Annotated in this window: 23 protein-coding genes; 14 read left to right on the top strand and 9 right to left on the bottom strand. The window is 66.5% G+C overall.

Annotated features, from left to right (window positions below; genetic code table 11):
* Positions 1-158 precede the first annotated feature (158 nt).
* The 6 genes from ACFPPB_RS10930 to ACFPPB_RS10905 are packed head-to-tail and all read left to right on the top strand — an operon-like array spanning position 159 to position 7,169.
* Positions 159-1,154: an AAA family ATPase gene (locus tag ACFPPB_RS10930; RefSeq protein WP_377326955.1), complete on the top strand. Its 996-nt coding sequence runs from the start codon at positions 159-161 to the stop codon at positions 1,152-1,154.
* Positions 1,151-2,089, top strand: coding sequence for a DUF58 domain-containing protein (locus ACFPPB_RS10925; RefSeq protein WP_377326953.1), 939 nt, complete (start codon positions 1,151-1,153; stop codon positions 2,087-2,089). Before ACFPPB_RS10930 ends, ACFPPB_RS10925 begins: the two co-directional genes overlap by 4 nt.
* Entirely contained in the window at positions 2,086-2,619 is a 534-nt protein-coding gene (locus tag ACFPPB_RS10920) for a DUF4381 domain-containing protein (protein WP_377326951.1), read from the top strand. The genes ACFPPB_RS10925 and ACFPPB_RS10920 overlap by 4 nt, the downstream gene beginning before the upstream one ends.
* The gene (locus ACFPPB_RS10915) at positions 2,612-3,598 is read left to right on the top strand and encodes a VWA domain-containing protein (RefSeq protein WP_377326949.1); all 987 of its coding nucleotides are present in this window, start codon (positions 2,612-2,614) and stop codon (positions 3,596-3,598) included. The genes ACFPPB_RS10920 and ACFPPB_RS10915 overlap by 8 nt, the downstream gene beginning before the upstream one ends.
* Positions 3,595-5,487 carry a VWA domain-containing protein gene (locus ACFPPB_RS10910; protein ID WP_377326947.1) on the top strand — a complete coding sequence of 631 codons (1,893 nt, stop codon included), beginning with the start codon at positions 3,595-3,597 and terminating at the stop codon, positions 5,485-5,487. Before ACFPPB_RS10915 ends, ACFPPB_RS10910 begins: the two co-directional genes overlap by 4 nt.
* Positions 5,487-7,169 carry a BatD family protein gene (locus ACFPPB_RS10905; RefSeq protein ID WP_377326945.1) on the top strand — a complete coding sequence of 561 codons (1,683 nt, stop codon included), beginning with the start codon at positions 5,487-5,489 and terminating at the stop codon, positions 7,167-7,169. The genes ACFPPB_RS10910 and ACFPPB_RS10905 overlap by 1 nt, the downstream gene beginning before the upstream one ends.
* On the opposite strand, the gene ACFPPB_RS10900 is transcribed toward ACFPPB_RS10905, so the two are convergent.
* Complete coding sequence (locus tag ACFPPB_RS10900) at positions 7,156-7,677, bottom strand: O-acetyl-ADP-ribose deacetylase (RefSeq protein ID WP_377326943.1); 522 nt, start codon at positions 7,675-7,677, stop codon at positions 7,156-7,158. The genes ACFPPB_RS10905 and ACFPPB_RS10900 overlap by 14 nt on opposite strands.
* Positions 7,678-7,744: 67 nt before the next feature.
* Here ACFPPB_RS10900 and ACFPPB_RS10895 point away from each other — a divergent pair, with 67 nt between their 5' ends.
* The 3 genes from ACFPPB_RS10895 to ACFPPB_RS10885 all read left to right on the top strand — a co-directional run bounded on the left by ACFPPB_RS10895 (position 7,745) and on the right by ACFPPB_RS10885 (position 12,615).
* Positions 7,745-8,209, top strand: a complete 465-nt coding sequence (locus tag ACFPPB_RS10895) for a MarR family winged helix-turn-helix transcriptional regulator (RefSeq protein WP_377326941.1) — start codon at positions 7,745-7,747, stop codon at positions 8,207-8,209.
* Positions 8,210-8,379: 170 nt separating this feature from the next.
* Positions 8,380-9,510: an efflux RND transporter periplasmic adaptor subunit gene (locus ACFPPB_RS10890; RefSeq protein WP_377326939.1), complete on the top strand. Its 1,131-nt coding sequence runs from the start codon at positions 8,380-8,382 to the stop codon at positions 9,508-9,510.
* Positions 9,511-9,519: 9 nt separating this feature from the next.
* Positions 9,520-12,615, top strand: coding sequence for an efflux RND transporter permease subunit (locus ACFPPB_RS10885; protein WP_377326937.1), 3,096 nt, complete (start codon positions 9,520-9,522; stop codon positions 12,613-12,615).
* 48 nt (positions 12,616-12,663) lie between these two features.
* Here the strand turns inward: ACFPPB_RS10885 and ACFPPB_RS10880 are convergent, their stop codons facing one another.
* The 3 genes from ACFPPB_RS10880 to ACFPPB_RS10870 all read right to left on the bottom strand — a co-directional run bounded on the left by ACFPPB_RS10880 (position 12,664) and on the right by ACFPPB_RS10870 (position 15,419).
* Positions 12,664-14,106, bottom strand: coding sequence for a M20/M25/M40 family metallo-hydrolase (locus tag ACFPPB_RS10880; RefSeq protein WP_377326935.1), 1,443 nt, complete (start codon positions 14,104-14,106; stop codon positions 12,664-12,666).
* A 135-nt stretch (positions 14,107-14,241) separates the two neighbouring features.
* Complete coding sequence (gene mscL, locus ACFPPB_RS10875; RefSeq protein WP_377326933.1) at positions 14,242-14,652, bottom strand: large-conductance mechanosensitive channel protein MscL; 411 nt, start codon at positions 14,650-14,652, stop codon at positions 14,242-14,244.
* 80 nt (positions 14,653-14,732) lie between these two features.
* Positions 14,733-15,419 carry a fumarylacetoacetate hydrolase family protein gene (locus ACFPPB_RS10870; protein ID WP_377326931.1) on the bottom strand — a complete coding sequence of 229 codons (687 nt, stop codon included), beginning with the start codon at positions 15,417-15,419 and terminating at the stop codon, positions 14,733-14,735.
* Positions 15,420-15,810: 391 nt separating this feature from the next.
* Here ACFPPB_RS10870 and ACFPPB_RS10865 point away from each other — a divergent pair, with 391 nt between their 5' ends.
* The 4 genes from ACFPPB_RS10865 to ACFPPB_RS10850 all read left to right on the top strand — a co-directional run bounded on the left by ACFPPB_RS10865 (position 15,811) and on the right by ACFPPB_RS10850 (position 20,476).
* A complete protein-coding gene (locus ACFPPB_RS10865; protein WP_377326929.1) occupies positions 15,811-17,046 on the top strand; it encodes an efflux RND transporter periplasmic adaptor subunit in 1,236 nt (411 codons plus the stop codon).
* 145 nt (positions 17,047-17,191) lie between these two features.
* Positions 17,192-17,881 carry an ABC transporter ATP-binding protein gene (locus ACFPPB_RS10860; protein WP_377326927.1) on the top strand — a complete coding sequence of 230 codons (690 nt, stop codon included), beginning with the start codon at positions 17,192-17,194 and terminating at the stop codon, positions 17,879-17,881.
* A 103-nt stretch (positions 17,882-17,984) separates the two neighbouring features.
* Positions 17,985-19,145, top strand: coding sequence for an ABC transporter permease (locus ACFPPB_RS10855; RefSeq protein ID WP_377326925.1), 1,161 nt, complete (start codon positions 17,985-17,987; stop codon positions 19,143-19,145).
* An 11-nt stretch (positions 19,146-19,156) separates the two neighbouring features.
* Entirely contained in the window at positions 19,157-20,476 is a 1,320-nt protein-coding gene (locus ACFPPB_RS10850; protein ID WP_377326924.1) for an ABC transporter permease, read from the top strand.
* Between the two features lie 107 nt (positions 20,477-20,583).
* On the opposite strand, the gene ACFPPB_RS10845 is transcribed toward ACFPPB_RS10850, so the two are convergent.
* The 3 genes from ACFPPB_RS10845 to ACFPPB_RS10835 all read right to left on the bottom strand — a co-directional run bounded on the left by ACFPPB_RS10845 (position 20,584) and on the right by ACFPPB_RS10835 (position 23,550).
* Positions 20,584-21,972, bottom strand: a complete 1,389-nt coding sequence (locus tag ACFPPB_RS10845; protein ID WP_377327112.1) for a short-chain fatty acid transporter — start codon at positions 21,970-21,972, stop codon at positions 20,584-20,586.
* 224 nt (positions 21,973-22,196) lie between these two features.
* On the bottom strand, positions 22,197-23,117 hold the full coding sequence (gene yedA / locus ACFPPB_RS10840; protein WP_377326922.1) for a drug/metabolite exporter YedA: 921 nt from the start codon (positions 23,115-23,117) through the stop codon (positions 22,197-22,199).
* 157 nt (positions 23,118-23,274) lie between these two features.
* Positions 23,275-23,550, bottom strand: a complete 276-nt coding sequence (locus ACFPPB_RS10835; RefSeq protein WP_377326920.1) for a hypothetical protein — start codon at positions 23,548-23,550, stop codon at positions 23,275-23,277.
* Between the two features lie 77 nt (positions 23,551-23,627).
* Here ACFPPB_RS10835 and ACFPPB_RS10830 point away from each other — a divergent pair, with 77 nt between their 5' ends.
* The gene (locus ACFPPB_RS10830) at positions 23,628-24,020 is read left to right on the top strand and encodes a Rieske (2Fe-2S) protein (RefSeq protein WP_377326919.1); all 393 of its coding nucleotides are present in this window, start codon (positions 23,628-23,630) and stop codon (positions 24,018-24,020) included.
* A 70-nt stretch (positions 24,021-24,090) separates the two neighbouring features.
* Here ACFPPB_RS10830 and ACFPPB_RS10825 read toward each other — a convergent pair whose 3' ends face one another.
* Together ACFPPB_RS10825 and trmB are read right to left on the bottom strand one after the other, a co-directional pair.
* Positions 24,091-25,908: an SLC13 family permease gene (locus ACFPPB_RS10825; RefSeq protein WP_377326917.1), complete on the bottom strand. Its 1,818-nt coding sequence runs from the start codon at positions 25,906-25,908 to the stop codon at positions 24,091-24,093.
* Between the two features lie 236 nt (positions 25,909-26,144).
* The gene (gene trmB, locus ACFPPB_RS10820) at positions 26,145-26,876 is read right to left on the bottom strand and encodes a tRNA (guanosine(46)-N7)-methyltransferase TrmB (protein ID WP_377326915.1); all 732 of its coding nucleotides are present in this window, start codon (positions 26,874-26,876) and stop codon (positions 26,145-26,147) included.
* Between the last annotated feature and the right edge of the window lie 26 nt (positions 26,877-26,902).

Below are 26,902 nucleotides of genomic sequence, written 5' to 3'. Positions count from 1 at the left end.
GGCGGCTTCGGCCGCCTCTTTTTTTTCGCGGCTCGTACGGCAAGGCCGGCCGATTAAACTTCCGGCGCCGGTTATGGTCTGTAGCACGCCGCCCGATCCACCCGCGCATGGCAGCGCGGTGAATCAGCCGCGTCGCACCTCGAGAACGGAACCCGATCATGGATATGCCCGAAACACCGTCGCTGAGCCCCCTGCAGCAGTCCTTCGCGCGGCTGCGCGACGATTTGCAGCGCTGCATCATCGGCCAACCTCGCCTGATCGACTGTCTGCTGGTGGCCTTGCTGGCGGACGGCCATCTGCTGGTCGAGGGAGCGCCCGGACTGGCCAAGACCACCGCGGTGAAGGCGTTGGCGGCACGGATCGAGGCGGATTTCCACCGGGTGCAGTTCACTCCGGACCTGTTGCCGGCCGACCTCACCGGCACCGACGTGTTTCGCCCGCAGTCGGGCAGTTTCGAATTCGAGCGCGGTCCGCTGTTCCACAACATCGTGCTGGCCGACGAGATCAATCGCGCGCCGGCCAAGGTGCAGTCGGCGTTGCTGGAGGCCATGGCCGAGCAGCAGATCACGGTGGGCCGCAGCACCTGGCAGCTGCCCGAACTGTTCATGGTGATGGCGACGCAAAATCCGATCGAGCAGGAAGGCACCTTCACGTTGCCGGAAGCCCAGCTCGATCGTTTCCTGATGCACGTGACGATCGGCTACCCGGATGCGATCGCCGAACTGGCCATCCTCAAGCTGGCGCGCGAGCAGGCCAGTCGACGCGCGCATCCGGTGGCGCCGCCATCGGCCTTGCTCAGTCAGGTCGACGTATTCGCCGCACGCGATGCGGCGATGGCGGTGCACATGGCGCCGGCACTGGAGGAGTATCTGACCCAGCTGGTGCTGGCCACGCGCGATGCCGGTCGCTACGGCGCCGAGCTGAAGCGCTGGATCGCCTGGGGCGGCAGTCCGCGCGCGACCATCGCGCTGGATCGCTGCTCGCGTGCGCAGGCATGGCTGGCCGGACGCGATTATGTGCTACCCGAGGACGTACACGGCATTGCTCATGAAGTGCTGCGCCATCGGGTGCTGCTCAGTTACGAGGCGGAAGCCGAAGGCGTGCGACCGGATCAGGTGATCGACCGCCTGCTGGATCTCGTGCCGCTGCCGTGAACGTCGTCGTGCAACATCGTGTGGACGGCGATGGCCGCAGCCAGGTCTCGTTGGCCGAACTGATCGCGCTGCGCGGCCGGGTCGGCCGCGTGCGCATGGCGCCGCTGGTCAGCCGCGCCGCCCGCAGCGGGCAGCAGTCCAGCCGTCTATACGGCCGTGGCATGGACTACGCGGAATCCCGGGTTTACCAGGCCGGCGACGACGTGCGCCGGCTGGACTGGCGGCTCACCGCGCGCAGCGGCAAGCTGCACACCAAACTGTTTCAGGAGGACCGCGAAGGATGCCTGCTGATCCTGCTGGATACCCACGCCAGCATGCGTTTCGGCACCCGGGTGCGGTTCAAGTCGGTGCAGGCGGCGCGGGCAGCCGCCGCCGCCGCGTGGTACGCGGTGCGTGCGGGCGAGCGGGTCGGGATGATGGCGTTCGGTCACGCCGACCACCTGTTGCGTCCGCAGGGAGGTCCGCGCGGCGCACTGGCGCTGTGCGGCGCGCTGGCCGAGTGGGACGCTTCGCCGCCGCCGTCGGACAAGCACGAGCCGCTGTCCGACGCATTGACCCGCGCATCGCGCGTGTTGCATGGCGCCAGCCGCGTGTTGCTGATCAGCGACGGTTTCAGCTGCGACACCTCGGCCCGCCAGCGCCTGCTCGATCTGACCCGGCACGCGGGCGTCAGCGTGCTGGTGGTGGCCGACGCACTGGAGCTGGCGCTGGCGCCGGCGGGGCGCTACCCGCTGGAACACGCCGGAGAGCGCAGCGAAGTGCTGTTGCAGTCCGAACGCCAGCGGCGTGAATTTCAGCGTGCACTGGGCGCCGGACCCGCGCGGCTCGGTGAACTGGCCAGATCGCTGGGCCTGCGTTGCAGCAGCATCGACACCACGGCTGATCCGTTCGATGCGGCCACCGGCTTGTTCGGCCACGTGAGGCCGGCACGATGATGGCGCCGCCTGCTCAGTCCGCGGCCACGCCGGCGCCGGGCCCCAGCCTGCGCGACATCCATCTGCCGCCCGAGCCGTCGTGGTGGCCGCCCGCGCCGGGCTGGTGGGTGCTGGCGGGCTTGCTGTTGCTGGCGGGGCTGGCCGCGAGCTGGTTGTGGCGAAAGCATCGACGCGCGCAGCATCAACGGCGGCAGGTGCTGCTCGAACTCGATCGGCTCGTGATACAGCATCAGCGCGATGGCGATCAGTCCGCACTGGCGAGTGGGCTGCATCAGCTGCTGCGCCGCGTGGCACGGAAGCATGATGCGCTGGCCGCGCAGCAGCGCGGCGAAGCCTGGCGACAAACGCTGGCACGGATGCCGGTCGATGCGGCCACGCTGGACCGGCTGCTGGCGCTGGATCAGCAGATCTATCGGCCGTCTTCGTCGTTCGACCACGCCGCAGCGGTTATCGCAGCGCGGCAATGGCTGCGACTGGCCCTGAACCCCGCGGCATGGAAGCGGACCGCGCCGGAGCATGCACATGCCTGAGTTTGAGTGGCCGTGGGTTGTCGTGCTGTTGCCGTTGCCGTGGCTGCTGCGCCGCTGGCTGCGGCCGGCCGCGCCGGGGCAGGCATTGTATCTGCCGCAGCCGGGTGTGCAATTGACTGCGGTGGCCGGTACCCGTGCGCATGGCATCGTGTCGTGGCTGCTGGTGCTCGCGTGGTTGTGCCTGCTGGCGGCGGCGGCGCGGCCGCAAGCGGTGGGGCCACCGCAGGCGCAACAGCGCAGCGGTCGCGCACTGATGCTTGCGGTGGACTTGTCCGGCAGCATGCGCACCGACGACATGCAACTGGCCGGACAGCCGGTCAGTCGTTTCGGTGCGGTCGAGGCGATTGCCGGCGACTTCATCAACCGCCGCAGCGGCGACGAAATGGGCTTGATCCTGTTCGGCAGCCAGGCATTCCTGGTGACGCCGCTGACCTACGACCTGTCGGCCGTGCGCGCGCAATTGCAGGGCGCGGCGGTGGGCCTGGCCGGCACCGAGACGGCGATCGGCGATGCGATCGCGGTGGCGGTGAAGCGGCTGTCGGCACTGCCCGAACAGGCGCGTGTGCTGGTGCTGCTCACCGATGGCTTCAACAACGCGGGCAGCATCGCGCCGCGCGAGGCGGCGCGCGCGGCCAAGGCGGCCGGCGTACGCATCTACACGATAGGCATCGGCGCCACGCAGATGCGCATACCGGGATTTTTCGGCAGCCAGCTGGTCAATCCCTCGGCCGACCTGGATGCGAACATGCTCACCAGCATCGCCGCGGAGACCGGCGGGCGCTTCTTCCGCGCGACCGACAGCGGCGAACTGGCCGACGCCTACCGCGCCATCGATGCGCTGGAACCGATGCCGCAACACGGGCCGACTTTGCGTCCGCGACATGAACTGTTCCGCTGGCCGTTGCTGGCGGCGATCGTATTGCTCTTGATGGCGGTCGTGCCGCGCCGGTTCGGCCGTGGGCCGGAGCGAGCCGCATGAGCGCGATGCTGCAGCAGTTTCATTTCCTGCAGCCGTGGTGGCTGATCGCACTGGCCCTGTTGCCTCTGCCGGCCTGGCTGGGCTTGCGGCGCAACGCGACACAAGGAGAATTGTCGCGATTGGTCGATGCCGAGTTGCTGCCGCATCTGCTGCGTGGCCGGGCCGGCAACCGCCGGCTGCCGCTATGGCTGTTCGCGCTGGGTTGGACATTGTGCTCACTGGCGCTGGCCGGGCCGGCCTGGAACCGCATCACCCAGCCGCTGTACGCGAGCCGGCCCGCACAGGTGGTGGCCATCTCGCTGTCGCAGCACATGCTGGCGCGCGACGTGGCGCCGAGCCGGCTGGACCGGGCGCGCTACAAGGTGCGCGATCTGCTGGCCAGCAACCACGACGGACTGAACGCGCTGGTCGGTTATGCCGGCGAGGCCTTCGTGGTGGCACCGCTGACGTCCGATGCGAACAGTCTCAACGACCTGCTCGATGCGCTGTCGCCAGACACGATGCCGGTGGACGGCGACAACGCCGCACTGGCGATCGAACGCGGCGCGGCGCTGATCCACGATGCCGGGGCCGGCGGCGGTTCGCTGGTGCTGATCACCGACCAGGCCGATGCCGCCGCCGATGTGGCCGCGCGCAAGGCCGATGCCGCGGGCGTACACGTGTCGGTGCTCGGCGTGGGCACGCCGCAGGGCGGGCCGGTGCCGTTGTCCGATGGCGGTTTCCTGCACGACGCGCAAGGCAGCATGGCGTTGGCCCGTCGCGACGATGCCGCACTCTCTGCGCTGGCGGCGGCCGGCGGCGGCAGCTATGTGGCGATGACGGCCGATCACCACGATATCGACGTGCTGCATGCTCAGCTGCGTGATGCACCCGTCACGGCGGCGACTGGCCACGCGGGCGACGAATGGCAGGATCGTGGTCCGTGGCTGTTGCTGCCGTTGCTGCTGATCGTGGCGCTGGCCTTCCGTCGCGGCTGGCTGTTGTTGCTGCCGCTGGTCGTGCTGCCGCTGCTGCCGGCCACGGCCGAAGCGACGACCTGGCACGATCTGTGGCAGCGTCCCGACCAGCAGGCAGCGCAGGCATTGCGGCAGGGTCGGGCGAAGCAGGCCCAACAGCTGGCGCGCGATCCGGCCTGGCGCGGCGCCGCGGCGTATCGCGCGGGCGACTATGCCGCCGCGGCTCAGGCGCTGCAGCAGGCATCCGGTGGCGATGCGGCGTACAACCTGGGCAATACGCTCGCGCGGCAGGGCCGGTATCGGCAGGCGATCGCGGCTTACGATCACGCCTTGAAACTCAATCCTGCCAATGCCGATGCCAAGGCCAATCGCAAGGCAGTCGAGGACTGGCTGCGCCAGCAGCAACAGAAGCAGCCGTCGGACCAGAAACAGCACGAGGGCCACAACGGCGGCCAAGGACAATCCTCGGCCGGTGAGCAGGGCAAGGGCGGCAAGCCGGATTCGCAGGATCGGAAATCCGGCCAGGACAGCGCCAAGCCGTCCGGGCAGCCGGGCCAGGATGGCAAGACGCAGCCACAGGATCAGTCCAGCCGGAATTCATCGGGGCAGGATCGCTCAGGAAAGGAGCAAGGCGGCGATCAACCGAAACCGCAGACGGCGCAGCAACATGCCGAGCAGCAGGCGAAAGCGGAACAGGCGCAGCAGGCGCTGAAGCAGCAGATGGACCAGGCGCTGGCCCATCCGGGAGACAAGACGCAGCCCCATCAGCTCGGCACGTTGACGAAGGACGACCCGGAATCGAAATGGCCGGCGGACCTGCAAAACGCATTGCAACGCGTGCCGGATGACCCGGGCGCGCTGTTGCGACGCAAGTTCGAACTGGAATATCAACAGCGCCATGGCGGCGCACCGGGCGAGGATCAACAACCGTGATGTTTCGACGACTCCTTGTGGGATGGTTGCTGGCGCTGCTGCTGGTTCCGGCACTGGCGCACGCGAGCGATGTGCAGGCCACACTGGATCGCAACAACGTGCAGCTGGGCGAAACCGTGACGCTGAACCTGCGCGTGGCGAATGCGAACGGCGGCGTCGGCATGCCCGACCTGAGTGCGCTGAACCAGGACTTCAGCATCCTCGGCACCTCGCAGAACAGCAGCCTCAGTGTCGTCAACGGGGCGGCCACCTCGACCCTGACCTTCGGCGTGGCCTTGCGCCCGAAGCATGTGGGCACGCTGCAGATCCCCTCGCTGAGCGTGGGCGGCAGCCAGACGCAACCGCTGCAACTGCAGGTGAGCGCGCCGAACCCGAGCCAGGCGGCGGCCGCCGACCGGAACGTCTTCATGGAAGCGCAGGTCGAGCCCACGCACGGCTACGTCGGCCAGCAGCTGAGTTACGTGGTACGCCTGTTCTATGCCACCAACATCAGCAACGGTGCGTTGAATGCGCCGCAGCTCGACGGTGTGGAGGTGAGCCAGCTCGGCGACGATCTGAATTACGACGCCGAGCGCAGCGGCCGCAGCTATCACGTGCTGGAGCGGCGCTATGCGCTTATCCCGCAACACGCCGGGAAGCTGGAGATTCCCGCTGCCAGCTTCCAGGGCGAAGCGATCGATCCGAACGATCCGAACAGCTTCTTCGGCTCCAGCACGCCGATCTCGGCCAGTGCACCGGCCGTGTCGATCGACGTGCAGGCGGCGCCCGGCGACTGGAAGAGCGCATGGCTGCCGGCGCGCCAGCTCAGCCTGACGCTGGATGGCTGGCCGGGCGCGCAGGAGCAGGTTCGGGTAGGCCAGCCGCTCAACCTCACCATGAACCTGCAGGCGACCGGTTTGCCGTTCGAGGCGCTGCCGGCGCTGAGTCTGCCTGCGCTGGATGGTGCCAAGGTGTATCCGGACAAACCGGTCACCGGCACCCGGCAGGATGGCCCGTGGCTGGTCGGGCGGCGCCAGCAGTCGTTTGCGATCGTGCCCGAACGCCCCGGCACGCTGACCATACCGGCGACTACCTTGCAGTGGTGGAACGTGCTGACCGACCGCATGGAAGTCGCACAGATTCCCGCGCACAGCGTGACGGTGTTGCCGGCGGTCGGCGCGACGGCCGCGCAGCCGTCGGTTCCGTCCGCCGCATCCAGCAGCGGCGCCAGCGTCGCTGCGGCGGCCACGGCGGCAGCACCCACGCCATGGCGCTGGATCGCATTGGGCAGCCTCGGCCTGTGGCTGTGCAGCTTGCTGGCCTGGTGGCTCTGGCGCCGTCGCCGCACGTCGCCGGTGAGCACTTCGGCACCGACGCAAACATCATCACGTCAATGCCAGCTGGTCTTCCTGGCCGCGGCGCGCGGCAACGATGCGGCGGCACAGGCGCGCAGCCTTCTGGCGTGGGCGCGCGCCGAGCGGCCGGCGATCCAGCATCTGAGCGAATTGGCGGCGGCGCTGGACGATGCATCGCAGCGCGCCGCGATCGCGGCCTTGCAGCGACGGCACTACGCCGGCACGCCGATGCCCGGCGACGGGCCAAAGCTGGCGGAGGCGTTCAAGCGCGGATTCGTCTGGCGTGTTGCCGACGCGGGCGGTGACGGCTCGGCGCTGCCGCCGTTGTATCCGTTCAAGCTGCATTGAGTGCGTGCTGGAAAATCGCGCGCATGCCATCGCTGAAACAACACAAGGTGACATCGATCGCGTCGTCGCCGGCCAGTTCGTCGCGCAGCGTGGCGATCGCCACGTCGGCTGCCTGCGCAGCAGGATAGCCGTAGACGCCGCAGCTGATGGCGGGAAACGCGATCGTGCGTAGCCGTTGCCCGCGCAGCAGCCCCAACGCATTGCGATAGCAGCGTTCCAGCAGCAGCGCTTCATCCTGGTGCCCGCCGTGCCAGACCGGCCCCACCGTGTGAATCACATAGCGTGCGGGCAACAGAAACCCGGGCGTGATGCGCGCCCCGCCGACCGGGCAGCGCACGCCCGGTGCGGATTCCGGCAGCGTGCGGCAGGCCTGCAGCAAGGCCGGTCCGGCAGCGCGGTGGATCGCGCCGTCCACGCCGCCGCCGCCGAGCAGGCCAGGGTTGGCTGCGTTGACGATCGCATCCATCCGCAAGCTGGTGATGTCGGCACTGACGACTTTCAGAGGCATGGCTTCGCGGCGGGTGGCGTCTTATGCTGCGGGCAGGTATTCGGGTGCGATGAGGTTGCGACGGATCATGGAGAAAACGGAAGACATTTCCTTCGGCTATCTGCTCAGCGACGTGACCTTGCTGTTCCGCAAGCACTTCGACCGGCGTGCGGTGAAATTCGGACTGACCCGCGCGCAATGGCGCGCCACGAAGATGTTGTACCACCGCGAAGGGCTGCGGCAAACCGAGCTGGCCGAGTTCCTGGAAATGGAACCGATCGCGGTGGGCCGGGTGATCGATCGGCTGCAGGCGGCGGGGTTCGTCGAACGGCGTCCCGATCCGAAGGACCGGCGTGCGTGGCGGCTGTACACCACCGAACAGGCGCGCGGAGTCATCGATGACATGGAGTTGATCGCCCGCGACCTGCGTCGTGATGCCACCACGGACATCACTTATGCCGAAATGACGCAGGCGATGGCGGTGCTCAACCGGATCAAGGAAAACCTGCAGGCACTGGAGGTCGTCGAGGCCGTGCCGGACAGCGACGAATGAGCCTGCTGCAGTGTTCGACGGCACGACGCGCGCAAAATATGTCGTGACAGTCAACGGATCGACCGGATGCGCGTTATGTCCGGGTCGGATCCCCTGATACCCCCTGAAATTCATGGCAGCGCCGCATCGCGATGCAGACGCCCCGCCAGCGGCCCACGGCCGGAGAGATCATGCCGCAGCACAAGTCCTGGAGAAAACTCGCGCTGGCTGTCGTGGCGCTGACCGTCGTGGGTTTCGTCGCCCATGCCCTGCTGGGCGGTGGTGGAAAGGCGGCACCTGCTGCAGCACACGCTGCCGTAGTACCGGTCAAGGTCGCGAGGGCGCAGCGCGGCGACCTGGATCTCTCGCTGAAGGTGATCGGCAGCGCCGAGGCGTATTCCACGGTCAATGTGCAATCGCGGGTGAGCGGTCAGTTGCTGTCGCTTTCGTTCAAGCCGGGTGGCCGGGTCAGGCAGGGCGAGACCATCATCCGCATCGATCCCAGCCTGCTGCAGTCGCAGCTGGACGAGGCATCGGGCAACCTGGCCAAGGACCAGGCGCAACTAATCAATGCGCAGGCCGTGCTGAAGCGGTATGCCCCGCTGCTGGCCAAGGGTTATGTCGCCCAGTCCGATGTCGATACCTACAAGGCCAATGTCGGTATTTATACTTCTTCGGTGAAAGCCGACAAGGCGGCCGTAGAGCTGGCGCGCACGCAGCTGAGCTATGCGCAGATCCATGCGCCGGTCGACAGCATCGCCGGTGCGCCGCTGGTCTACCCGGGTGCGCAGGTCACCGCCAACAACACCAATCTCGTCGTGTTGAATCAGGTAAGCCCGATCTACATCACGTTCTCGATTCCGCAATCCGCGCTGGCCGGACTCAAGGCGTCGTATGCGCGCGGCGCGCTGCCGGTGACGGCGAAGATCCCGGGCAGCAGGAGCGTTTTGCAGGCTACGCTGGACTTCATCAATAACGCGGTGGATACCAGCACCGGCACCATCCAGCTGAAAGCCAGCTACGCCAACACGGACGACCAGCTGACGCCGGGCCAGTTCGTCGAGGTGTCCTTGCCGACCACGCGGCTGACGAACGTGGTGACCGTGCCGGTCGTGGCGCTGCAGAACTCGCCGAATGGCAGCTTCGTATTCGTGGTCGACGCCGACGGCGCGGTGCAGCAGCGCATGGTCACGGCAGGGGAAAGCAGTGGCGACCGAATCGTGATCAGCAAGGGCTTGAACGGTGGCGAGCAGGTGGTGACAGACGGGCAGCTGCTGCTGGTGAACGGCACCCGCGTGCGCATCGTCGGCGACAACGGCTGAGCGGCGGCCATGAATCTGCCTGCCCTGTGTATCCGCCGTCCGGTGATGACCGCGCTGATGATGATCGCGCTGGTGGTGTTCGGCGTGGCGGCCTATCCCAAGCTGCCGGTGAACGAGCTGCCGAACGTGGACTTTCCCACCATCTCGGTGAGCGCCGACTTGCCCGGCGCCTCGCCGGAGACCATGGCCACCGCGGTGGCCACACCGCTGGAGAACCAGTTCTCCACCATCGCGGGCATCCAGCAGATGACCTCGACCAGTGCGCTGGGCTCGACCTCGATCACGCTGACCTTCGACCTCAGCCGCAGCATCGACGCCGCCGCGCAGGACGTGCAGGCCGCGATCTCCGCGGCGCAGCGCCAGCTGCCCACCTCGATGCCGACGCCGCCCACGTTCCGCAAGGTGAACCCGGCGGACAAGGCGATCCTGTACCTCACGCTGAGTTCGGACACGTTGCCGCTGTCCACCGTGGACGAGTACGGGGAGACCCAGCTGGCGCAGCGCTTGTCGATGATCGACGGGGTGGCGCAGGTGAGCGTGTTCGGCTCGCAGAAGTACGCCGTGCGCGTCAACATCGACCCGGACAAGCTGGCCGCCAATGGCATCGGCGTCGACACGCTGCAGCAGGCGATCGCCAACGCCAACGTCAACCTCGCCACCGGTTCGCTCAACGGCAGCCGGCAGTTGCTGCAGGTGAGTTCGGACGGCCAATTGCGCACGGCGGCGCCCTACAACGACCTGATCGTAGCCTACCGCAACGGCGCGCCGATCCGGCTGTCCCAGCTGGGGCGCGCTAGCGATGGCGTGCAGAACGACCAGGTGGCGAGCTGGTTCAACGGCAAGCGCGCGGTGATCCTGGCGATCGACCGCCAGCCCGGTTCCAACACGGTGGCCACGGTGGACCGCATCCGCGCGGTGCTGCCGCAGTTCGAGGCCACGCTGCCGCCGGGGATCCAGTTCGGTGTGCTGTACGACCGTTCCGATTCGATCCGTTCGTCGGTGGACGACGTGCAGTACACGCTGCTGCTGGCCGGTGTGCTGGTGGTGCTGGTGATCTACCTGTTCCTGGGCAATGCCTCGGCCACGCTGATTCCCGCGCTGGCGCTGCCGGTGTCGGTGATCGGCACGTTCGGGGTGATGTACGCGCTGGGCTACAGCCTGGATGGCCTCTCGCTGCTGGCGCTGACCCTGGTGGTCGGCTTCGTGGTGGACGATGCGATCGTGATGCTGGAGAACATCGTGCGTCATGTCGAGCACGGCATGGAGCCGTACGAGGCATCGCTGAAGGGCGCCAGCGAAATAGGATTTACCATCTTTTCGATGACGCTGTCGCTGGTGGCGGTGTTCCTGCCGGTGATGTTCATGGGCGGCATCGTGGGCCGGCTGTTCCACGAGTTCGCGGTGGTCATCAGCACGGCGATCCTGATTTCCGGCTTCGTCTCGATCACGCTGACGCCGATGCTGTGCAGCCGCTTCGTGAAGCACGCCGAGCACGAGCACAAGTCGCGCGTGGTGCTGTGGTTCGACCGCGGCTTCAACCGGGTGCGCGACGGCTACAACCGTTCGCTGGCCTGGGCGGTGGCGCATCCGGGGGTGACGCTTGGCGTGTTTTTCGCCAGCTTGCTGGTCACCGCGCTGCTGTTCGTGGTGGTGAACAAGGACTTCATCCCGGCCGGCGATACCGGCCAGCTGATCGTCAACGTGGAAGGGCCAGACGACATCTCGATCACCGGCATGATGCAGCGTCAGCAGCAGCTGGCGGCGATTGTGGCGCAGGACCCGAACGTCGCCGCCTACATGTCGTCGGTGGGCAGCGGCGGTTCGCGCACCACCACCAACAACGGCTCGATCTTCATGCGGCTGAAGCCGGCCGGCGAGCGCAAGCTCGATCCGGACCAGATCATCCAGGAGCTGCGCACGAAGTTCGCCAAGGTGCCGGGCATCCGCGCCTATATCCAGAATCCGCCCGCGATCCAGGTCGGCGGGCGGCAGTCCAAGGCGGAATACCAGTACACGCTGCAGTCGGTGGACCTGGACGAGCTGTACGGGTGGTCGGGCAAGGTGCTCACCGCCTTCGGCAAGCTACCCGGTTTCCAGGACGTCACCAGCGACCTCGACCTAAACGGCCCGGCGATCGCGGTGCAGGTGGACCGCGACAAGCTGGCGCCGCTAGGGCTCACCATGCGCCAGGTGCAGACCGCGCTGGGCACGGCGTTCGGCGAGAACCAGGTGTCGACGATCTACGGCTCGGCCACGCAGTACTGGGTGATCATGCAGGTCGACTACGCGCAGCAGAACGACCCGGCCATCCTGTCGCAGCTGTACGTCACCTCCGACACCGGCACGCTGGTGCCGCTCAGCGCGGTGGCCAGCTTCCAGCGCAAGTCGCAGCCGCTCACGGTGAACCACCAGGGCGAACTGCCTGCGGTGACGGTGTCGTTCAACCTCGCGCCCGGCGTGAGCCTCAGCCAGGCGGTGAGCGAGATCGACGGTGCGATGAAGCAGATGAATATGCCCGCCACGATCACCGGCAGCGTGCAGGGTACGGCGCAGGCGTTCGAGCAATCCATGCAGGGCATGGGCTTGCTGCTGGTGCTGGCGCTGTTCGTGATCTACCTGGTGCTGGGCATTTTGTACGAGAGCTTCATTCACCCATTGACGATTCTGTCCGGCCTGCCGGCGGCAGGGGTGGGCGCGTTGCTGACGCTGATGATCTTCCATGCTCCGCTGGACCTGTTCTCCTTCGTGGGCGTGGTGATGCTGATCGGCATCGTGAAGAAGAACGCCATCATGCTGATCGACTTCGCCCTGGAACGGCAGCGCGTGGAAGGCATGACGCCGGCGCAGGCGATCGTCGAGGCCTGCCATGTGCGCTTCCGCCCGATCATGATGACGACCATGGCCGCATTCGCCGGCACCTTGCCGATCGCCCTGGGCATCGGCGCAGGCGCCTCGTCGCGGCGGCCGCTGGGTTTGGCGGTGGTGGGCGGCCTGCTGGTCTCGCAGGTGCTTACCTTGTACCTGACGCCGGTGATCTATCTGTACATGGATCGCCTGCAGCAGCGCTTCGGCCGCCGCGCCAAGGTGCAGCCGGCGGCGCAGTAATCCGCGTGTTCGCTCCTCCCCGGCGCGCAGGGGAGGAGCGTATCGCTTCTATTCGTCGGCACCGTCGCCGGCGAATGCGCCGGGGGCCGAGCCGAAGTCGCCGTCGGCCTGCGCGGCCATGTACGAGAACGCGGCATACACCGCCACGTTCTGCGCCAGTTGCTTCGGATCGATCTTGTCCAGCGTGTCGTTCGGCGTGTGGTGCCAGTCGAAGTAATGCGTGCCGTCCTGGGTGAGCGTCAGCGCAGCCATGCCCTTGCCGTGCATCTGCGACAGGTCCGAACCGCCGCCGCCGGGCTTCTTGGCGTCATAGGCGACGCCGATCGGCTCCAGTACATTCGCGATCTGGGTGATCGCGCCGCGCGCCGCCGGCTTCACGCTGGCGCTCATCCGCCAGACCGGGCCGGCGCCGAAATCCGACTCGGTGCCCAGCTGAAACTTCGCCACTTCGCGGGCGTGCTTGTCGGCATAGGCGCGGCCGCCCCACAAGCCCATCTCCTCGTTCGCGAACGCGATCACCCGGATCGTGCGGTCGGGCCGCTGCGGCAGATCGTGGATCAGCTTGCCGGCGGCCATCGCGATCGCCACGCCGGCGCCGTCGTCGATCGCGCCGGTACCCGGATCCCACGAATCCAGGTGCCCGCCGATCGCCACGACCTGATCGGGATGCTTGCGGCCGGTGATCTCGCCGATCACGTTGGCGCCGGTGTATTCGCCGACCACGCCGCAATCCAGATCCAGTTTCAGCGTCACCGGTTTGCCGTAGGCCAGCACGCGCTCGAGCTGGTCGGAGTCGGGGTTGGACAGTGCGGCGGCGGGAATCGCCTTGGCCGGATCGCGGAAGCCGGTAACGCCGGTATGCGCAATCCGCTGATCCGCGTCGGTGCCCGCCGAGCGCAGCAGATAACCGGCGGCGCCCTTGGCGGCAGCGATCGGGGGGCCGGCGGTGCGCACGGCCGAACCCATGCCGTAATCGTGGCCATCCTTGGTGCGCTGCATGCGATAGCCGATGTAGACGATCTTGCCTTTCACGCTGGTCGGGTCGGCTGCCTTCAGCGCATCCAGGCTGTCGAACTTCACCACCTGGGCGGTGAGCCCGCCCTTCGGCGTGCCCGGTGAATAACCCAGCGCGGTCAGCACCAGCGGCTGCGGGAACGGCGCGACGATCGCACCGTGCTCGCTGCGGCGCACCCATAGCGGAAAGGTCACCGGCTCGGTGTAGACCTTGTCGTAGCCGAGCGCCTTGAACTTCGCCACGGCCCAGTCGCGGGCACGCTGGTCGGCATCGCTGCCGGCCAGGCGCGGGCCGATCTCGGTGGTCAGCGATTCGACGATCCGATAGCCGGTGTCGTCATGCATTGCCTTGTCGCGCAGCTGTTCGGCCGTCTTTACGGTTGCCGCGGAAATCGTGGTGGCCGGATCGGCGGCGCGGGCGATGCCCGCGGCCAGCAGCAGGCTGACGGCGAGCAAGGTGAGGGGAAGAGGGCGCATCGGAAGACTCCGCTGAGGGAATCCCGATTATGGCGCGACCGTCAGCTATCGCTTAGGTCATAAGTCATGCCTGCCGCGAAAACGGCAAGGATCGGGCCACAAGCCACGGACCGGCCCTAGAAACGCATCACCGCTTTACGATTTGCCCTTCAACAGGTCGCGGATCTCGGTGAGCAGGACCACATCGGCCGGGGGGGCAGCCGGAGTCTCTTCCTGCTTCTTCTGCATGCGATTGATGGCCTTGACCGCCAGGAAGATCGCAGCGGCGATGATGAGGAAGGTGATGATGGTGTTGATGAAGTCGCCATAGCCGATCGCCACTTCGGCGATCTTGTGCTTGGGGTCGCTGTTGTCGCCGGGCTTGAGCACCCACTTCAGCTGACTGAAGTCGATGCCGCCGGTCAGCATGCCGATCGGCGGCATGATGATCTTTTCCACCAGCGAACTGACGATCTTGCCGAACGCACCGCCGATGACGACACCGACCGCCAGATCGACGACGCTGCCGCGCATGGCGAAGGCCTTGAATTCCTGCAGCATGCTCATGCTCTTTCTCCGTGGATTGGGCCGAATGGCTAGACTTTAGCGCGCCGCCGCGGACCGGCACAGTACTCCCGGGCGGAAATTCAGACGATCCGCCCGTCCAGTTCGGCGACCCCGGTCAGCTCGGCATGGAAGCGGTCGCCGCGATGCAACGCAGCCACACCTGCCGGCGTGCCGGTGAAGATCAGGTCGCCGGCCTTCAGTTCGAACAATGTGGACAGCGCTGCAATGATTTGCGGCACGCCATGCACCATGTCGCCCAGCCGACCGTGCTGGCGCAGTTCGCCGTTCACATGCAGGCGCAGCTCGGTGTCGGGGCCTGGCGCGGCTTCGCCGGCGGGGCGCAATGCCGAGACCGGGGCGGAGTGGTCGAAACCCTTGGCCACGTCCCACGGATGGCTCTTCGCCTTCACCTGCGCCTGCAGGTCGCGGCGGGTCAGGTCCAGCCCCACGCCATAACCCCAGACCAGCGCGGCGCCTTGTTCCGGGCTGAGATCGCGACCGCCAGCGCCCAGCGCCACCACCATCTCCACCTCATGATGCAGGTCGCTGGTGGCTTGCGGATACGGCACGTCGGCGCCGTCGCTGACTACCGCATCGGCCGGTTTGCTGAAAAACATCGGCGTGCCCGTGTCCACCACGGAGCCCATTTCACGCGCATGCTCGGCGTAGTTGCGGCCGACGCAGAACACGCGGCGGATCGGAAAGCGCAGGTCGCTGCCGAGGATCGGCAGGCTTGGCTGGACGGGAATGGCGATGGCGTAGGTCATGCCGGCAAGCGTAGCAAAGCATGTGCGCGCCGTCGTGCCCCCACCTTGATCCGCGCGGGGTGGCAGCCGCAGCGCGAGGAAGGTTACTCTCTGCGCAGCTCCGGGCAATCGTGCAGCAATTACTGCAACGGTAACGCAAGCCCGGTCGTCGGGGTTCCGGGAAGTTTCTAAGCGGATGTCGATTTTCTTCGATCTCGTTCGTTGTCATGGAAAGCACCTCATTCTTCACCAAGGCGATCCACGATGAGCTTGACGCTCCGTACCCACCATGGCAGCCCGCCCGGATGACACCTGTCATCGACGATGGCTGATGCTGCACCCTGATCGCGCTGCGGCCGATCGGCCAATCTTGCATCTATCGAGCAACCGGCATGCCGGGCGGGGAACACGAGTGGACAACGGCGAACTGTTGAAGGAACTGCGCATCGGGCGTGATCAGCGCGAGGATCACGACCGAGGCGCTGGCCGTTGGCCATGGATCGTCGGCGCGCTGATCGTGCTGCTGGCGTTGCTCGGTGGCGCCGGCTGGATGCTGTTCGGTCATCGCGCGGTGGCCGTGCAGACTGCCGCGGCGATCGCGCCAAGCTCCGGCAGCGGGGCGGGTGCGGTGTTGCAGGCGACCGGTTACGTCACCGCACGGCGGCAGGCCACGGTGTCGGCGCAGATCACCGGTACGCTGACCGCGGTGCTGATCGAGGAGGGCGATCACGTCACGCAGGGCCAGGTGCTGGCGCGGCTGGACGACAGCGGCTACAAGGCCAATCTCGACGCGGCGCTGGCCCAGGCTGCGTCGAGCCACGCGCTGGTGGCGCAATACAAGGCCCAGCTGGCGCAAGGCGAACACGATGCCATGCGCCAGCAGACGCTGGCGGCGAGGGGGTTGGTTTCCACCCAGAGCGCCGAGCAGGCGCGTACCCAGGTCGACACCTTGCGTGCGCAGCTCGGCGCGCAGCAGAAACAGGCCAAGTCGGCCGATGCGCAGGCGGCGGTGGCGCGGGTGAATTTCGATTACACCGTGGTGCGCGCGCCGTTCGGCGGCGTGGTCACCACCAAGGATGCCCAGGTCGGCGAGATCCTTTCGCCGCTGTCTGCCGGCGGCGGTTTCACCCGCACCGGCGTGGGCACCATCGTCGACATGGATTCGCTGGAAGTCGACGTCGACGTCAACGAAGCCTACATCGGCCGCGTCCAGCCGGGCATGCCGGCCGAGGCCGTGCTCGACGCCTACCCCGACTGGAAGATTCCCGCCCACGTAGTCGCCATCGTGCCCACCGCCGATCGCGGCAAGGCCACGATCAAGGTGCGCGTGGCACTGGAAAAGAAGGACGCACGCGTAGTGCCGGACATGGGGGCGCGGGTGTCGTTCCTCGAGGAAAGGCAGAGCGCCACGGTGCCGCCCCCGCAAGGCGTACTGGTGCCGGCGACGGCGATCGCGTCGCGCGCCGGCCGCAGCGTGGTGTTCGTGGTCGACGGCGACCAGGTGCGCCAGCGCACGGTCGACCCGGCGGCGCAGGCCTATGGTGAGCTGCGCTTGCTGCCGGCTGCAGTGAATCCGGGTGACAACGTAGTGATTTCGCCACCGGCCGGGCTGCACGATGGTTCGGTAGTCCAGATGAAAAAACCGTAGCTCGTTTCGTACCGTGCGTGTGTGTGTAGGAGCCCGCTGGCGGGCGATGCTCTTGCTTTAAATCCTCCGGACATCAGAGCAACGGCATCGCCCGCCAGCGGGCTCCTACAAAAACAGAAAAATTCATGTTTATCGGAGATCCACCATGGGCACACTGATCGATATCCAGAATCTGGCCAAGACCTATGAGCGTGGCAAGCAGAAGGTCGAGGTGTTGCATCACGTCGACCTGGCCATCGCCGAGGGCGATTTCCTTGCGTTGATGGGGCCGTCCGGTTCCGGGAAAACCACCTTGCTCAACCTCATCGGCGGGCTGGACACGCCCAGCGCCGGCAGTATCAGCGTGGGCGGCCAGCGCATCGATCAGCTCGGCAGCGGTGCGCTGGCGAAATGGCGCGCGTCGAACGTCGGCTTCGTCTTCCAGTTCTACAACCTGATGCCGATGCTGTCGGCACAGCGCAATGTCGAACTGCCGTTGCTGCTGACCAAACTATCCGGCGCCCAGCGCAGGAAGAACGCCTCGATCGCGCTGCAACTGGTGGGCCTGGCCGATCGCGCCACGCACAAACCCAGCGAACTGTCCGGCGGTCAGCAGCAGCGCGTGGCGATTGCACGCGCGATCGTTTCCGATCCCACGCTGCTGGTGTGCGACGAGCCGACCGGCGATCTCGACCGCCAGTCGGCGGAGGACGTGCTCGGCCTGCTGCAGCAACTCAACCGCCAGCACGGCAAGACCATCGTGATGGTCACGCACGACCCGAAGGCAGCCGAATACGCCAGTCACACGCTGCATCTGGACAAGGGAACCCTGGTCGAGCAAGGCGCGTTTGCGTGATGCCCATGGGCATCACGCGCGCCGCGCGAGGGCGAGGCAGGAAGCCGAGCGACAGCGCACCAAGGACGGTTGCTCGCCTCACAAATTCGAGAGGTCACGATTTATGAAATACCTTCATCTGATCTGGGCGGCGCTGTTCCGGCGCAAGACCCGCACGATACTCACGCTGGTGTCGATCATCGCCGCGTTCCTGCTGTTCGGCATGCTCGATGCGGTGCGTGTTTCTTTCGCGGAGGCGGGCCAGTCGGCGAACGGCGCCGAGCGCCTGCAGACGGGCGCGCGGCTGTCCTTCATCCAGCCGCTGCCGCAAGGACTCGGCGCGCAGATCGCCAGGGTCGACGGGGTCAAGGACGTTGCCTACGCGAACTGGTTCGGCGGCGCTTACCAGGATCCGCACAACCAGGTTTTCACCTTCGCCGTGAGCCCCAACTATCTGGATCTCTATCCGGAAGTCGAGGTGGCTCCCGAGCAGCGCAAGGCGTTCGATTCGACCCAGGACGGCATTCTCGCCGGCGAGACCATCGTCAAGAAATATGGCTGGAAGATCGGCGACAAGATTCCGCTGCAATCGCAGATCTTCCCGAACAAGAGCGGCAGCAAGAACTGGAGTTTCAATCTGGTCGGCGTCATGCATTCCAAGGACGCCAGGGCCTTCCAGAGCCAGATGATCATCATGCACTGGAAGATGTTCGACGAAACCACGCCTTACAACAGCGGCATGGTCGGCTGGTATATCAGCCGGGTCAACGACATCAACCAGTCCGACCGCATCGCCAAGGCGATCGATGCGTTGTCGGACAATTCCGATCACGAGACCAAGACACAGACCGAGCAGGCAGCGACCGCGAACTGGATCAAGCAGATGGCCGACATCGGCCTGATCGTGACCTCGATCATGGGTGCCGTGTTCTTCACGCTTGTATTGCTGACCGGCAACACGATGATGCAGGCGGTGCGCGAGCGCACTTCCGAACTGGCCGTGCTCAAGACGATAGGCTTCTCCAGCGCCAGCGTGCTGATGATGGTGCTGGCCGAGTCGGTGCTGCTGTTGCTGCTGGGCGGAGTGATCGGGCTTGGCCTGGTCAGCGTGCTCGCGCCGGTCATGTCGTCGCAGAGCGGCGGCATGATCACCCACACCAGCGTCGGTGCAGGCAGCTGGGCGCTGGGCATCGTCCTGGCCATTGCGATCGGGTTGGTCGTCGGAGCCTTGCCCGCGTGGCGCGCGATGCGCCTGAACATTGTCGATGCACTGGCCGGACGTTGAGGAGAAGCGCAATGAAATTCTTGATCGGTCTTGCGACCTTCGTTGCCGTCATCATCGGCGTGGTGGTATTTCTGAGCCTGCCCTGGCCGGGCATGCTGGTGCTGCTGGCGCTGCTCGCCTTGTGGATGGTCCTGACCCGGCGCGGCCAGCAGACATGGTCGGTGACCGCCGTCGGCATCAGTACGCTGCCGCAACGGCTGGGCTCCTCCGCGGTGATCGTGATCGGCATCGCCGGCGTGGTCGCCGTGCTGGTCGCCATGCTGGCCATGGCCGACGGCTATCGCGAAACCCTTCGTCGCACGGGCTCCGACGACACCGCCATCGTGATGCGGGGCGGTTCGGCGGCGGAAGTTTCCTCGGTGCTGGATCACGAAAGCACGCTGGTGATCGCGCAGGCGCCCGGCATTGCCCGGGATGATCAGGGCAAACCGATTGTCTCGCCGGAACTCGTCGTTGCGGCCAATCTGCCGATGAAGGGCGGCGATCCGGAGCGGGATGTCGGCAGCGTGCAGCTGCGCGGCGTCGGCGACGAGGCCTGGAAGCTGCGCACCAACGCGAAAATCATCGCCGGCCGCAAATTCGAGCCCGGCAAGTACGAACTGGTTGCCGGCAAGGGCGCGCAGCACCAGTTTGCCGGCCTCGAACCGGGCAAGCAGATCAAATTGGGCAGTCAGACCTGGACGGTGACCGGCATCTTTGCCTCGAACGATGCGATGGATTCGGAGTTGTGGGCGGATTCGGGCATCGTCGGCCCCGCTTATCGGCGCGGCTCCAGCATGACGACGGTGTTCGCGAAACTTACCGGAGCCGCCGCGTTCGACAAGTTCAAGGCCGCGCTGGCTTCCGACCCGCGGCTGCAGACGGATGTGTCGACGACGCTCGACTATTTCAGCAAGCAGTCCGAAGGCACCACGAAGGCCATCACCATCATCGGCATCGTGGTCGGCGCGATCATGGCGATCGGTGCGGTATTCGGCGCACTCAACACCATGTTCGCGGCGGTGGCCACACGTGCACGCGAGATCGCCACGCTGCGCGCGATCGGTTTCCGCGGACTGCCGGTGGTGATGGCGATCATGCTCGAAACCATGCTGCTCGCGCTGGCCGGCGGCGCGTTGGGCGGCGTCATCGCCTGGTTGATATTCAACGGCTATACCGCGTCCACACTGGCGGCCGGAACAACGGGCCAGCTCACCTTCGAGTTCAAGGTCGCCCCAGCCGTGCTCTGGACCGGCTTGAAATGGGCGCTGGCGATCGGCTTCGTGGGCGGCCTGTTCCCGGCGGTGCGCGCGGCGCGGCTGCCGGTGACCACCGCATTGCGCGAGCTGTAATTGTGTGTAGGAGCCCGCTGGCGGGCGATGCTTTTGCTTTGATCCTTCCAACCGACCATCAAAGCAACAGCATCGCCCGCCAGCGGGCTCCTACAACACTTGCAGGATTACGGCATGACTGGCGGGACGTACGCTAGCGTCAACCCGAGCAGCCACAGCAGGCCCAGCACCAGCGGCACGTGCACCACCAACTGCATGAAGGTGTAGCCGACCACGTCGCGCGCCTTCAGTCCCAGTACGCCCAGCAGCGGCAGCATCCAGAACGGATTGATCAGGTTCGGTAGCGCCTCGGCCGCGTTGTATACCTGCACGGCCCAGCCCAGATGCACGTGCAGGTCGTTCGCCGCCTGCATCACGTACGGTGCCTCGACCAGCCACTTGCCGCCGCCGGACGGCACGAAGAAGCCGAGCACGGCGGAGTAGGAGCCCATCACGGCGGGAAAGCTGTCGGTGGTCGCGACCTGCACGAACAGGTTCGACAGCCGGTGCGCCAGCGTCACGCCGTCGGCGCCGGGCACTTGCGTGAGCAGGGCCGCGATGGCGCCGTACAGCGGAAACTGGATCAGCACGCCGGACGTGCCGGGCACCGCGCGGCTCACCGCATCGAGGAAGCTGCGCGGGCGCCAGTGCAGAAGGATGCCTAGCGTGAGAAACAGAAAGTTGTAGGTATTGAGGTTGGCGATCGCGCTGATCGCCGGCTTGCTGGCGAACTCGTGGCCGAGCCAGCCGAGTCCCAACAGGCCGATCGCCAGCGACAGCAGCGGGCTGTACTCCAGCCATTCGCCGGGACGCGTGCGCGGCGGCAGCGCGGGCGTGGAGGTTTCGCCGGCGTCGAAATCCAGCGCCGTGCGCGCACGCGCGTCCGACGGCGCCGTGGTCCAGCAGACCAGCAGCGACGCCACGATCAGTACACCGGTCAGCACGAGCGACTGCCACAGGAAAATCGTCTCGCTGAAAGGCAGTACGCCGGTGATCGCCAGCAGGCCCGGCGGCATGCTGCCCGGGTTTGCCTGCAACTGGGCCGCCGACGAGGACAACCCCATCGCCCAGATCGCGCCCAGGCCGAGGTAGGCCGCCGCGCCGGCCGCGCGGTAGTCCATGCGCAAGTCGCCGCGACGTGCCAGCGCGCGCACCAGCAATCCGCCGAATACCAACGAGAAGCCCCAGCTCAGCAGCGATGCCAGCATGCTGACCAGCGCCACGTAGACGACCGCGCCGCGGCCCGTGCGCGGTGCGCGCGCCAATACGTCGATGAAACGCGCTACCACCGGCGCGGTGGCCAGTACGTAACCGCCGATCACCACGAATGCCATCTGCATGGTGAACGGAATCAGACCCCAGAAGCCGTCGCCGAAGGCCTTCACCGCCGCTGTGGGCGTGGCGCCGAAAGCGAATGCCGCCAAGGCCACTACTACCACGCCCAGCGCGGCGAACACCCATGCGTCGGGGAACCAGCGCTCCGCCCAGGCAGCACTGCGCAAGGCTGCGCGCGCCATCCACCCGTCTTGCGATGCGTTCATGCCGCTCTCCCGTCGGTGCTCGCGACATCGTCGCGCCCAACCGGCCATACAGGCAAGCCGACCAAGGTCGAACAGGTCCGAGTGGGCGGCTTCTCCAGCCCCGTGTAGGAGCGACCTCGGTCGCGATGCCTTTCGTCAAGAGCATCGCGACCGAGGTCGCTCCTACAACGGAAGGAAGTCCCTGGTGGACAGGAACCGCGCTACGAAGCCTTACGCTTCTGCTTCGCCAGCGTGATCACCGCCACGCCGAACAGAATGATCGCCATCCCGGCGAGGTCATAGGCACCCACGTGTTCCCCGGCCAGCCATACGCCGAACAGCACCGCCACCGGCGGATTCACGTAGGCGTAGCTGGTGGCCAGGGCCGGCCGCGCATGCCTGAGCACATACAAGAACGCGCTGAACGCGATGATCGAACCGAATACGGCCAGATAGACCAGCGCCAGCGTGGCCCGCGCGGTCGGATGTGCCGGCAGCCGTTCGCCGCTGGCGAAGCCCACCAGCAGCAACGCGACGCTGGCGCAGAGCATCTGCGCGGCGGTGTTCATCGGCCCCGGCGGCATTTCCCGGCGCCGGCTCCAGGCCGAGCCGAAGGCCCAGCACATCGCGGCGACCAGCAGCGCCAGCGCACCGAGTCGCGAGCCGGACAGGCTGCTGCCCAGGTTCAACACCACCACGCCAGCAAAACCGATCGCGAGGCCGATGCTCTCGCGCCGGTTCGGCCACTCGCCATACATGCCCGAGAACAGCGCGGCGAACAGCGGCATGCTGGCCACCGCCACGGCGGCGATTCCCGAGCTCACCCGTTCCTCGGCGAAACACACCAGGCCATTACCCATTCCCAGCAGCAGCAGGCCGGTGAATGCCGCATTGCGCCACTGCAACGGCGTCGGTGGCGCCATCCCGCGCAGGCGCAGAAAGCCGTACAGCGCCACGCCGGCACAGAGGAAACGGACACCGGCGAGCAGGAACGGCGGATAGCTTTCCAGCGCGTAACGGATGCCCAGATAGGTCGAGCCCCAGATCGCGTACAGCGCCAGCAACGCCAGCGGTATCAGAAAGCGCGGATCGGTCAGGCTGCGCGGCGTTTCAGCCGCGGCACCGGCAGAGATATCGGACATGGGGTAGGGTCGTGTGGGGACAGCGCATTATCCGCGAGCCCGCCCCGCTTGTCGCCGCGTAGGGCGTGTATGTCTGTAGGAGCGCACCCTGTGCGCGATGCTCTAATGTCGATCAAAGCAAAGAGCATCGCGCACAGGGTGCGCTCCTACAGATTGCTCAATGCGCGACCGGCCGACCCTGCCGGATCACCACAAACTCGCCTTCCAGCACGGCTGGCTGATGAGTGGCGTTCGGCACAGCGGGCTTCGCAGGCGCACGGACTTGCTTCCACTGCCGCACCGCCAGCAACACGCCGCCGCCGACCAGCAGCACGCCGGCGACCACCAGCCCGAACACCAGCAACACGCCGATCATGGCCACACCCAACAGCAACGACAAGGCACGAACCAGCGGATGGCGAGGACGACGAATGGAAGGCATGGAAAAGTACATGTGTTAAAAATCCGTGTGGTAAAATCAACGACTTACGCGACAACGATGGGGCCATACGGCCCCCGAGGCAAGTGCCGATGGATACAGTTTTCCCTGCCGCCTCGCCGGACCGGCAAGCGCTCTGCCGGCTGGATGAGATTCCCGATGGTGGCGCCACCGCCGTCGACGCCATGCTGACCGATGGCGAGGCCGATCCAGAACAGAGCAGCCTGATCTTGTTGCGGCGCGGCGGGCAGGTGCGCGGCTATCTCAACGTCTGCCCGCATACCGGTCGCCGGCTCGACTACGCTCCCGGCAAATTCCTGCTGAAGAACGACACCCTGATCTGCGCCGTGCACGGCGCCACCTTCAATCAGGCCGACGGTCTGTGCATCGCGGGCCCGTGCCGCGGCGAACATCTGCGCGAGGTTGCGCTGCAGGTGCAGGACGGCGCAATTCATCTGGCGCCCCGCGTGACCGAGGCGATTTAGGGGCTCGGCTTGCGCGGCTCGCAGAACTCGCCAGTGCGCCGATCCGATGGCTCGCCAGTGGCGTGCAGGATCAACGGAACATCAGGTTGATCGCGATCAGCGTGACCACGAGTACCAGCACGGTGAGCGGCGCGCCGACGCGCAGGAAATCCTTGCTCTTGTAGCCGCCGGGGCCGGTGACCATCATCAGCGCCGGATGGCCGGAACTGAGCAGGAAGGTATTGGACGAGGACACCGCCACGATCAGCGCGTAGGCCGACGGGTTGCCGCCGGTGGCGACGGCGACGCTGATCGCGATCGGCACCATCATCACGGTGGCGCCCACGTTGGACATCACCTGCGAGAACAGCAACGTGAGGATCGCCAGGCACGCCTGCAGCACCCACGGCGATGCGCCACCGAGATGCTGCAGCACCACCTGCGCGATCCATGCGGCAGTGCCGGTGGCGTCCATCGACCAGCCCAGCGGAATGAGGCACGCGGTGACGAAGATCGTCTTCCAGTTGATCGCCCGGTACGCCTCGTCCATGTTCAGCACGCCGGTCAGCAACATGCCGATCGCGCCGGTCATCATCGCCACCGACAGGTCGAGGTTGGTGAACAGCGCCAGGCACTTCGCCATCACGAAGAATCCCACCGCCTGCCAGATCTTGCCGGGGCGCTGCTCTTCCTTCGGGATGTCGGTGACGACGACCAGGTCCTTGTCTTCCGAGGCCAGCGCCAGATCGCGCCAGTTGCTGTGCAGCACCACGGTATCGCCGGCGCGCAGGTTGACCCCGCGCACGTCGTCGCGGAATACCTGATCGCCGCGGTTCACCGCCAACACCGAGATGCCGAAGCGTTTGCGCAGGCGCAGCTCGCCGACGGTGTGCTTGATGAAGCGCGACACCGGCGGGATCACCACTTCGGAAATGCCGGCGCGGGTGGGGTTGAACAGCTCGCCGAGCTGGCGCATGCGGGTCGACAGCCGGCACAGCTGGTTGTTGGCAAACTGGGTCAGCTGATCGCGCGGGCCGAGCACGCCCAGCACCGAGCCGACCCAGATCACGTGATCGGCCGGCGGCGCCATGCGCGCGTCGTTGCCGCTCTTGATCGCCAGGATCAGCGGCGCGCCGTGCAACTGCTCGACCTCGCCGATGCTCATGCCGACCAGCGGGCTTTCCGCGGTGACGGTGAGCTCGGCGGTCTCGCCGCCGATGCCGTAGGTCTCGGCGAAGTAGCTCTCGGTGCGCCCGGGCGTCACCTTCAGCCGCTCGTCCTCATGGCCAGGCAGCAGCTTGCGGCCGAAGAAGTAGAAATACGCCACGCCGAGCAAGGCCAGCGCCAGGCCGATCGGGGTGACGCTGAACAGGCCGAACTTCGGGATCGTGTGCGCGCCCGGCGGCAGGTTGACGTTGGCGCTGGCGATCAGGTCGTTCAGCACGATCAGCGGCGAGTTCGCGATCAGCGTGGTGTTGGTGGCGGTGAGAATGCAGAACGCCATCGGCAGCAACAGCCGCGACAGCGGCACGCCGGTACGTGCGGACAGCCGGCTGCTGACCGGGATCATCAGCGCCGCCAGCGCCTGGCTGGGAATCACCGCACTGAACAGACTGGCAACCAGGTTGATCACCACGCCGAGGCGCGACTCCACGCCGCGCGCCATGCGCATCACGAAACGCGCGGTGAGGTTGAGTACGCCGGCGCGGTCGAGTCCCTCGCCCATGATCATGATCGCCATGATCGCGATCACCGCGTTGCCGGCGAAGCCGTTGAACACGCGATCGGACGGAATCAGCCCGGTCAACCCGATCACCACCACGACCAGCAACGCGACCATGTCGGCGCGGATCCACTCCAGCACCAGCATCAGCATGGTGAAGCCGACCAGCCCGAGTACCAGGACCATTTCGGGGGTGAGCGAAAGTCCCACTAGCTGACGTCTCCGATAAGTAGCCGGCTGCGGCGGATACGGCGGGGCAGTGGAAGCTTCACGCTGCGTCGATTCGTCCCTGGGTGATTAGCGTGAGTATAAGCGGGCTGATGCAGCGACTGGTGAACCGAAGGCCAAGAGCGAAGGCTAAGGTGGGGCCTTCGTGATCCCTCACCGGAGGGACTTCTTCGAAGTCGTTCCGAGCCTGCCCTTCAAACCCTCCGATACAGCAAATCCCACACCCCATGCCCCAGCTTCAATCCGCGCCGTTCGAAGTGCGTCTCGATGCGCCACTCGGGTTTCTCGGCGTACTGGCCCGGACCGCGCTGGTTGCGCCAGGCGGGCGCGGTTTCCATCACGTCGAGCATGTGCTCGGCATAGGCCTGCCAGTCGGTGGCCAGATGCAGCAGGCCGTCCGGCGCCATGCGCGAGGCCAGCAGGGCGACGAACTCGGGCTGGATCAGCCGGCGTTTGTTGTGGCGTTTCTTGTGCCACGGATCGGGAAACCAGATGCGTGTCTCGGCGAGGGTGCCCGGCGCGATCTCGTGTTCGAGCACTTCGACCGCGTCGTGCTTGTATAGCCGGACGTTGCCGGCATCGCGTGCGGCCAGGGCATTCATCAGCCGGCCGACGCCGGGGCCGTGCACTTCGACGCCGAGGAAGTCGCGCGCCTGGTCGTGCTCGCTGGCCCATGCCAGCGCCTCGCCGTTGCCGAAACCGATCTCCAGGACCAGCGGCGCTTGGCGGCCGAAGGTCGCGGCGAAGTCGCACGGGGTGCCGCGATAAGGGATGCCGAAGCGCGACCACAGCGTATCGAACGCGCGCTGCTGTGCAGGCGTCATGCGGCCCTCGCGCAGCACGAAACTGCGGATGCGGCGCATGTATTCCGGTGCGGGGTCGTCGCGGCCGGGGTTATCGGTGCCGGGGTTGTAGGTTTTGGGCATGCGTCATTGTAGCGGCTGACATCGAG

Origin of the sequence: Rhodanobacter terrae (assembly GCF_042657005.1) — a bacterium.
Lineage (GTDB): Bacteria > Pseudomonadota > Gammaproteobacteria > Xanthomonadales > Rhodanobacteraceae > Rhodanobacter > Rhodanobacter terrae.
Note: the sequence above shows the minus strand (reverse complement) of the source record. Positions and strands in the feature narration are given on the sequence as shown.

What these genes read in the sequence shown, in the direction of transcription:
- ACFPPB_RS10905 (WP_377326945.1), top strand. Translation starts at nt 5,487, where the DNA reads ATGTTTCGACGACTCCTTGTGGGATGGTTGCTGGCGCTGCTGCTGGTT.
- ACFPPB_RS10835 (WP_377326920.1), bottom strand. Translation starts at nt 23,550, where the DNA reads ATGTACTTTTCCATGCCTTCCATTCGTCGTCCTCGCCATCCGCTGGTT.
- ACFPPB_RS10845 (WP_377327112.1), bottom strand. Translation starts at nt 21,972, where the DNA reads ATGGCGCGCGCAGCCTTGCGCAGTGCTGCCTGGGCGGAGCGCTGGTTC.
- ACFPPB_RS10915 (WP_377326949.1), top strand. Translation starts at nt 2,612, where the DNA reads ATGCCTGAGTTTGAGTGGCCGTGGGTTGTCGTGCTGTTGCCGTTGCCG.
- mscL (WP_377326933.1), bottom strand. Translation starts at nt 14,652, where the DNA reads ATGAGCATGCTGCAGGAATTCAAGGCCTTCGCCATGCGCGGCAGCGTC.
- ACFPPB_RS10860 (WP_377326927.1), top strand. Translation starts at nt 17,192, where the DNA reads ATGGGCACACTGATCGATATCCAGAATCTGGCCAAGACCTATGAGCGT.
- ACFPPB_RS10910 (WP_377326947.1), top strand. Translation starts at nt 3,595, where the DNA reads ATGAGCGCGATGCTGCAGCAGTTTCATTTCCTGCAGCCGTGGTGGCTG.
- ACFPPB_RS10855 (WP_377326925.1), top strand. Translation starts at nt 17,985, where the DNA reads ATGAAATACCTTCATCTGATCTGGGCGGCGCTGTTCCGGCGCAAGACC.
- ACFPPB_RS10920 (WP_377326951.1), top strand. Translation starts at nt 2,086, where the DNA reads ATGATGGCGCCGCCTGCTCAGTCCGCGGCCACGCCGGCGCCGGGCCCC.
- ACFPPB_RS10890 (WP_377326939.1), top strand. Translation starts at nt 8,380, where the DNA reads ATGCCGCAGCACAAGTCCTGGAGAAAACTCGCGCTGGCTGTCGTGGCG.
- ACFPPB_RS10825 (WP_377326917.1), bottom strand. Translation starts at nt 25,908, where the DNA reads ATGGTCCTGGTACTCGGGCTGGTCGGCTTCACCATGCTGATGCTGGTG.
- ACFPPB_RS10885 (WP_377326937.1), top strand. Translation starts at nt 9,520, where the DNA reads ATGAATCTGCCTGCCCTGTGTATCCGCCGTCCGGTGATGACCGCGCTG.
- ACFPPB_RS10880 (WP_377326935.1), bottom strand. Translation starts at nt 14,106, where the DNA reads ATGCGCCCTCTTCCCCTCACCTTGCTCGCCGTCAGCCTGCTGCTGGCC.
- ACFPPB_RS10900 (WP_377326943.1), bottom strand. Translation starts at nt 7,677, where the DNA reads ATGCCTCTGAAAGTCGTCAGTGCCGACATCACCAGCTTGCGGATGGAT.
- yedA (WP_377326922.1), bottom strand. Translation starts at nt 23,117, where the DNA reads ATGTCCGATATCTCTGCCGGTGCCGCGGCTGAAACGCCGCGCAGCCTG.
- ACFPPB_RS10930 (WP_377326955.1), top strand. Translation starts at nt 159, where the DNA reads ATGGATATGCCCGAAACACCGTCGCTGAGCCCCCTGCAGCAGTCCTTC.
- ACFPPB_RS10895 (WP_377326941.1), top strand. Translation starts at nt 7,745, where the DNA reads ATGGAGAAAACGGAAGACATTTCCTTCGGCTATCTGCTCAGCGACGTG.
- trmB (WP_377326915.1), bottom strand. Translation starts at nt 26,876, where the DNA reads ATGCCCAAAACCTACAACCCCGGCACCGATAACCCCGGCCGCGACGAC.
- ACFPPB_RS10870 (WP_377326931.1), bottom strand. Translation starts at nt 15,419, where the DNA reads ATGACCTACGCCATCGCCATTCCCGTCCAGCCAAGCCTGCCGATCCTC.
- ACFPPB_RS10830 (WP_377326919.1), top strand. Translation starts at nt 23,628, where the DNA reads ATGGATACAGTTTTCCCTGCCGCCTCGCCGGACCGGCAAGCGCTCTGC.
- ACFPPB_RS10850 (WP_377326924.1), top strand. Translation starts at nt 19,157, where the DNA reads ATGAAATTCTTGATCGGTCTTGCGACCTTCGTTGCCGTCATCATCGGC.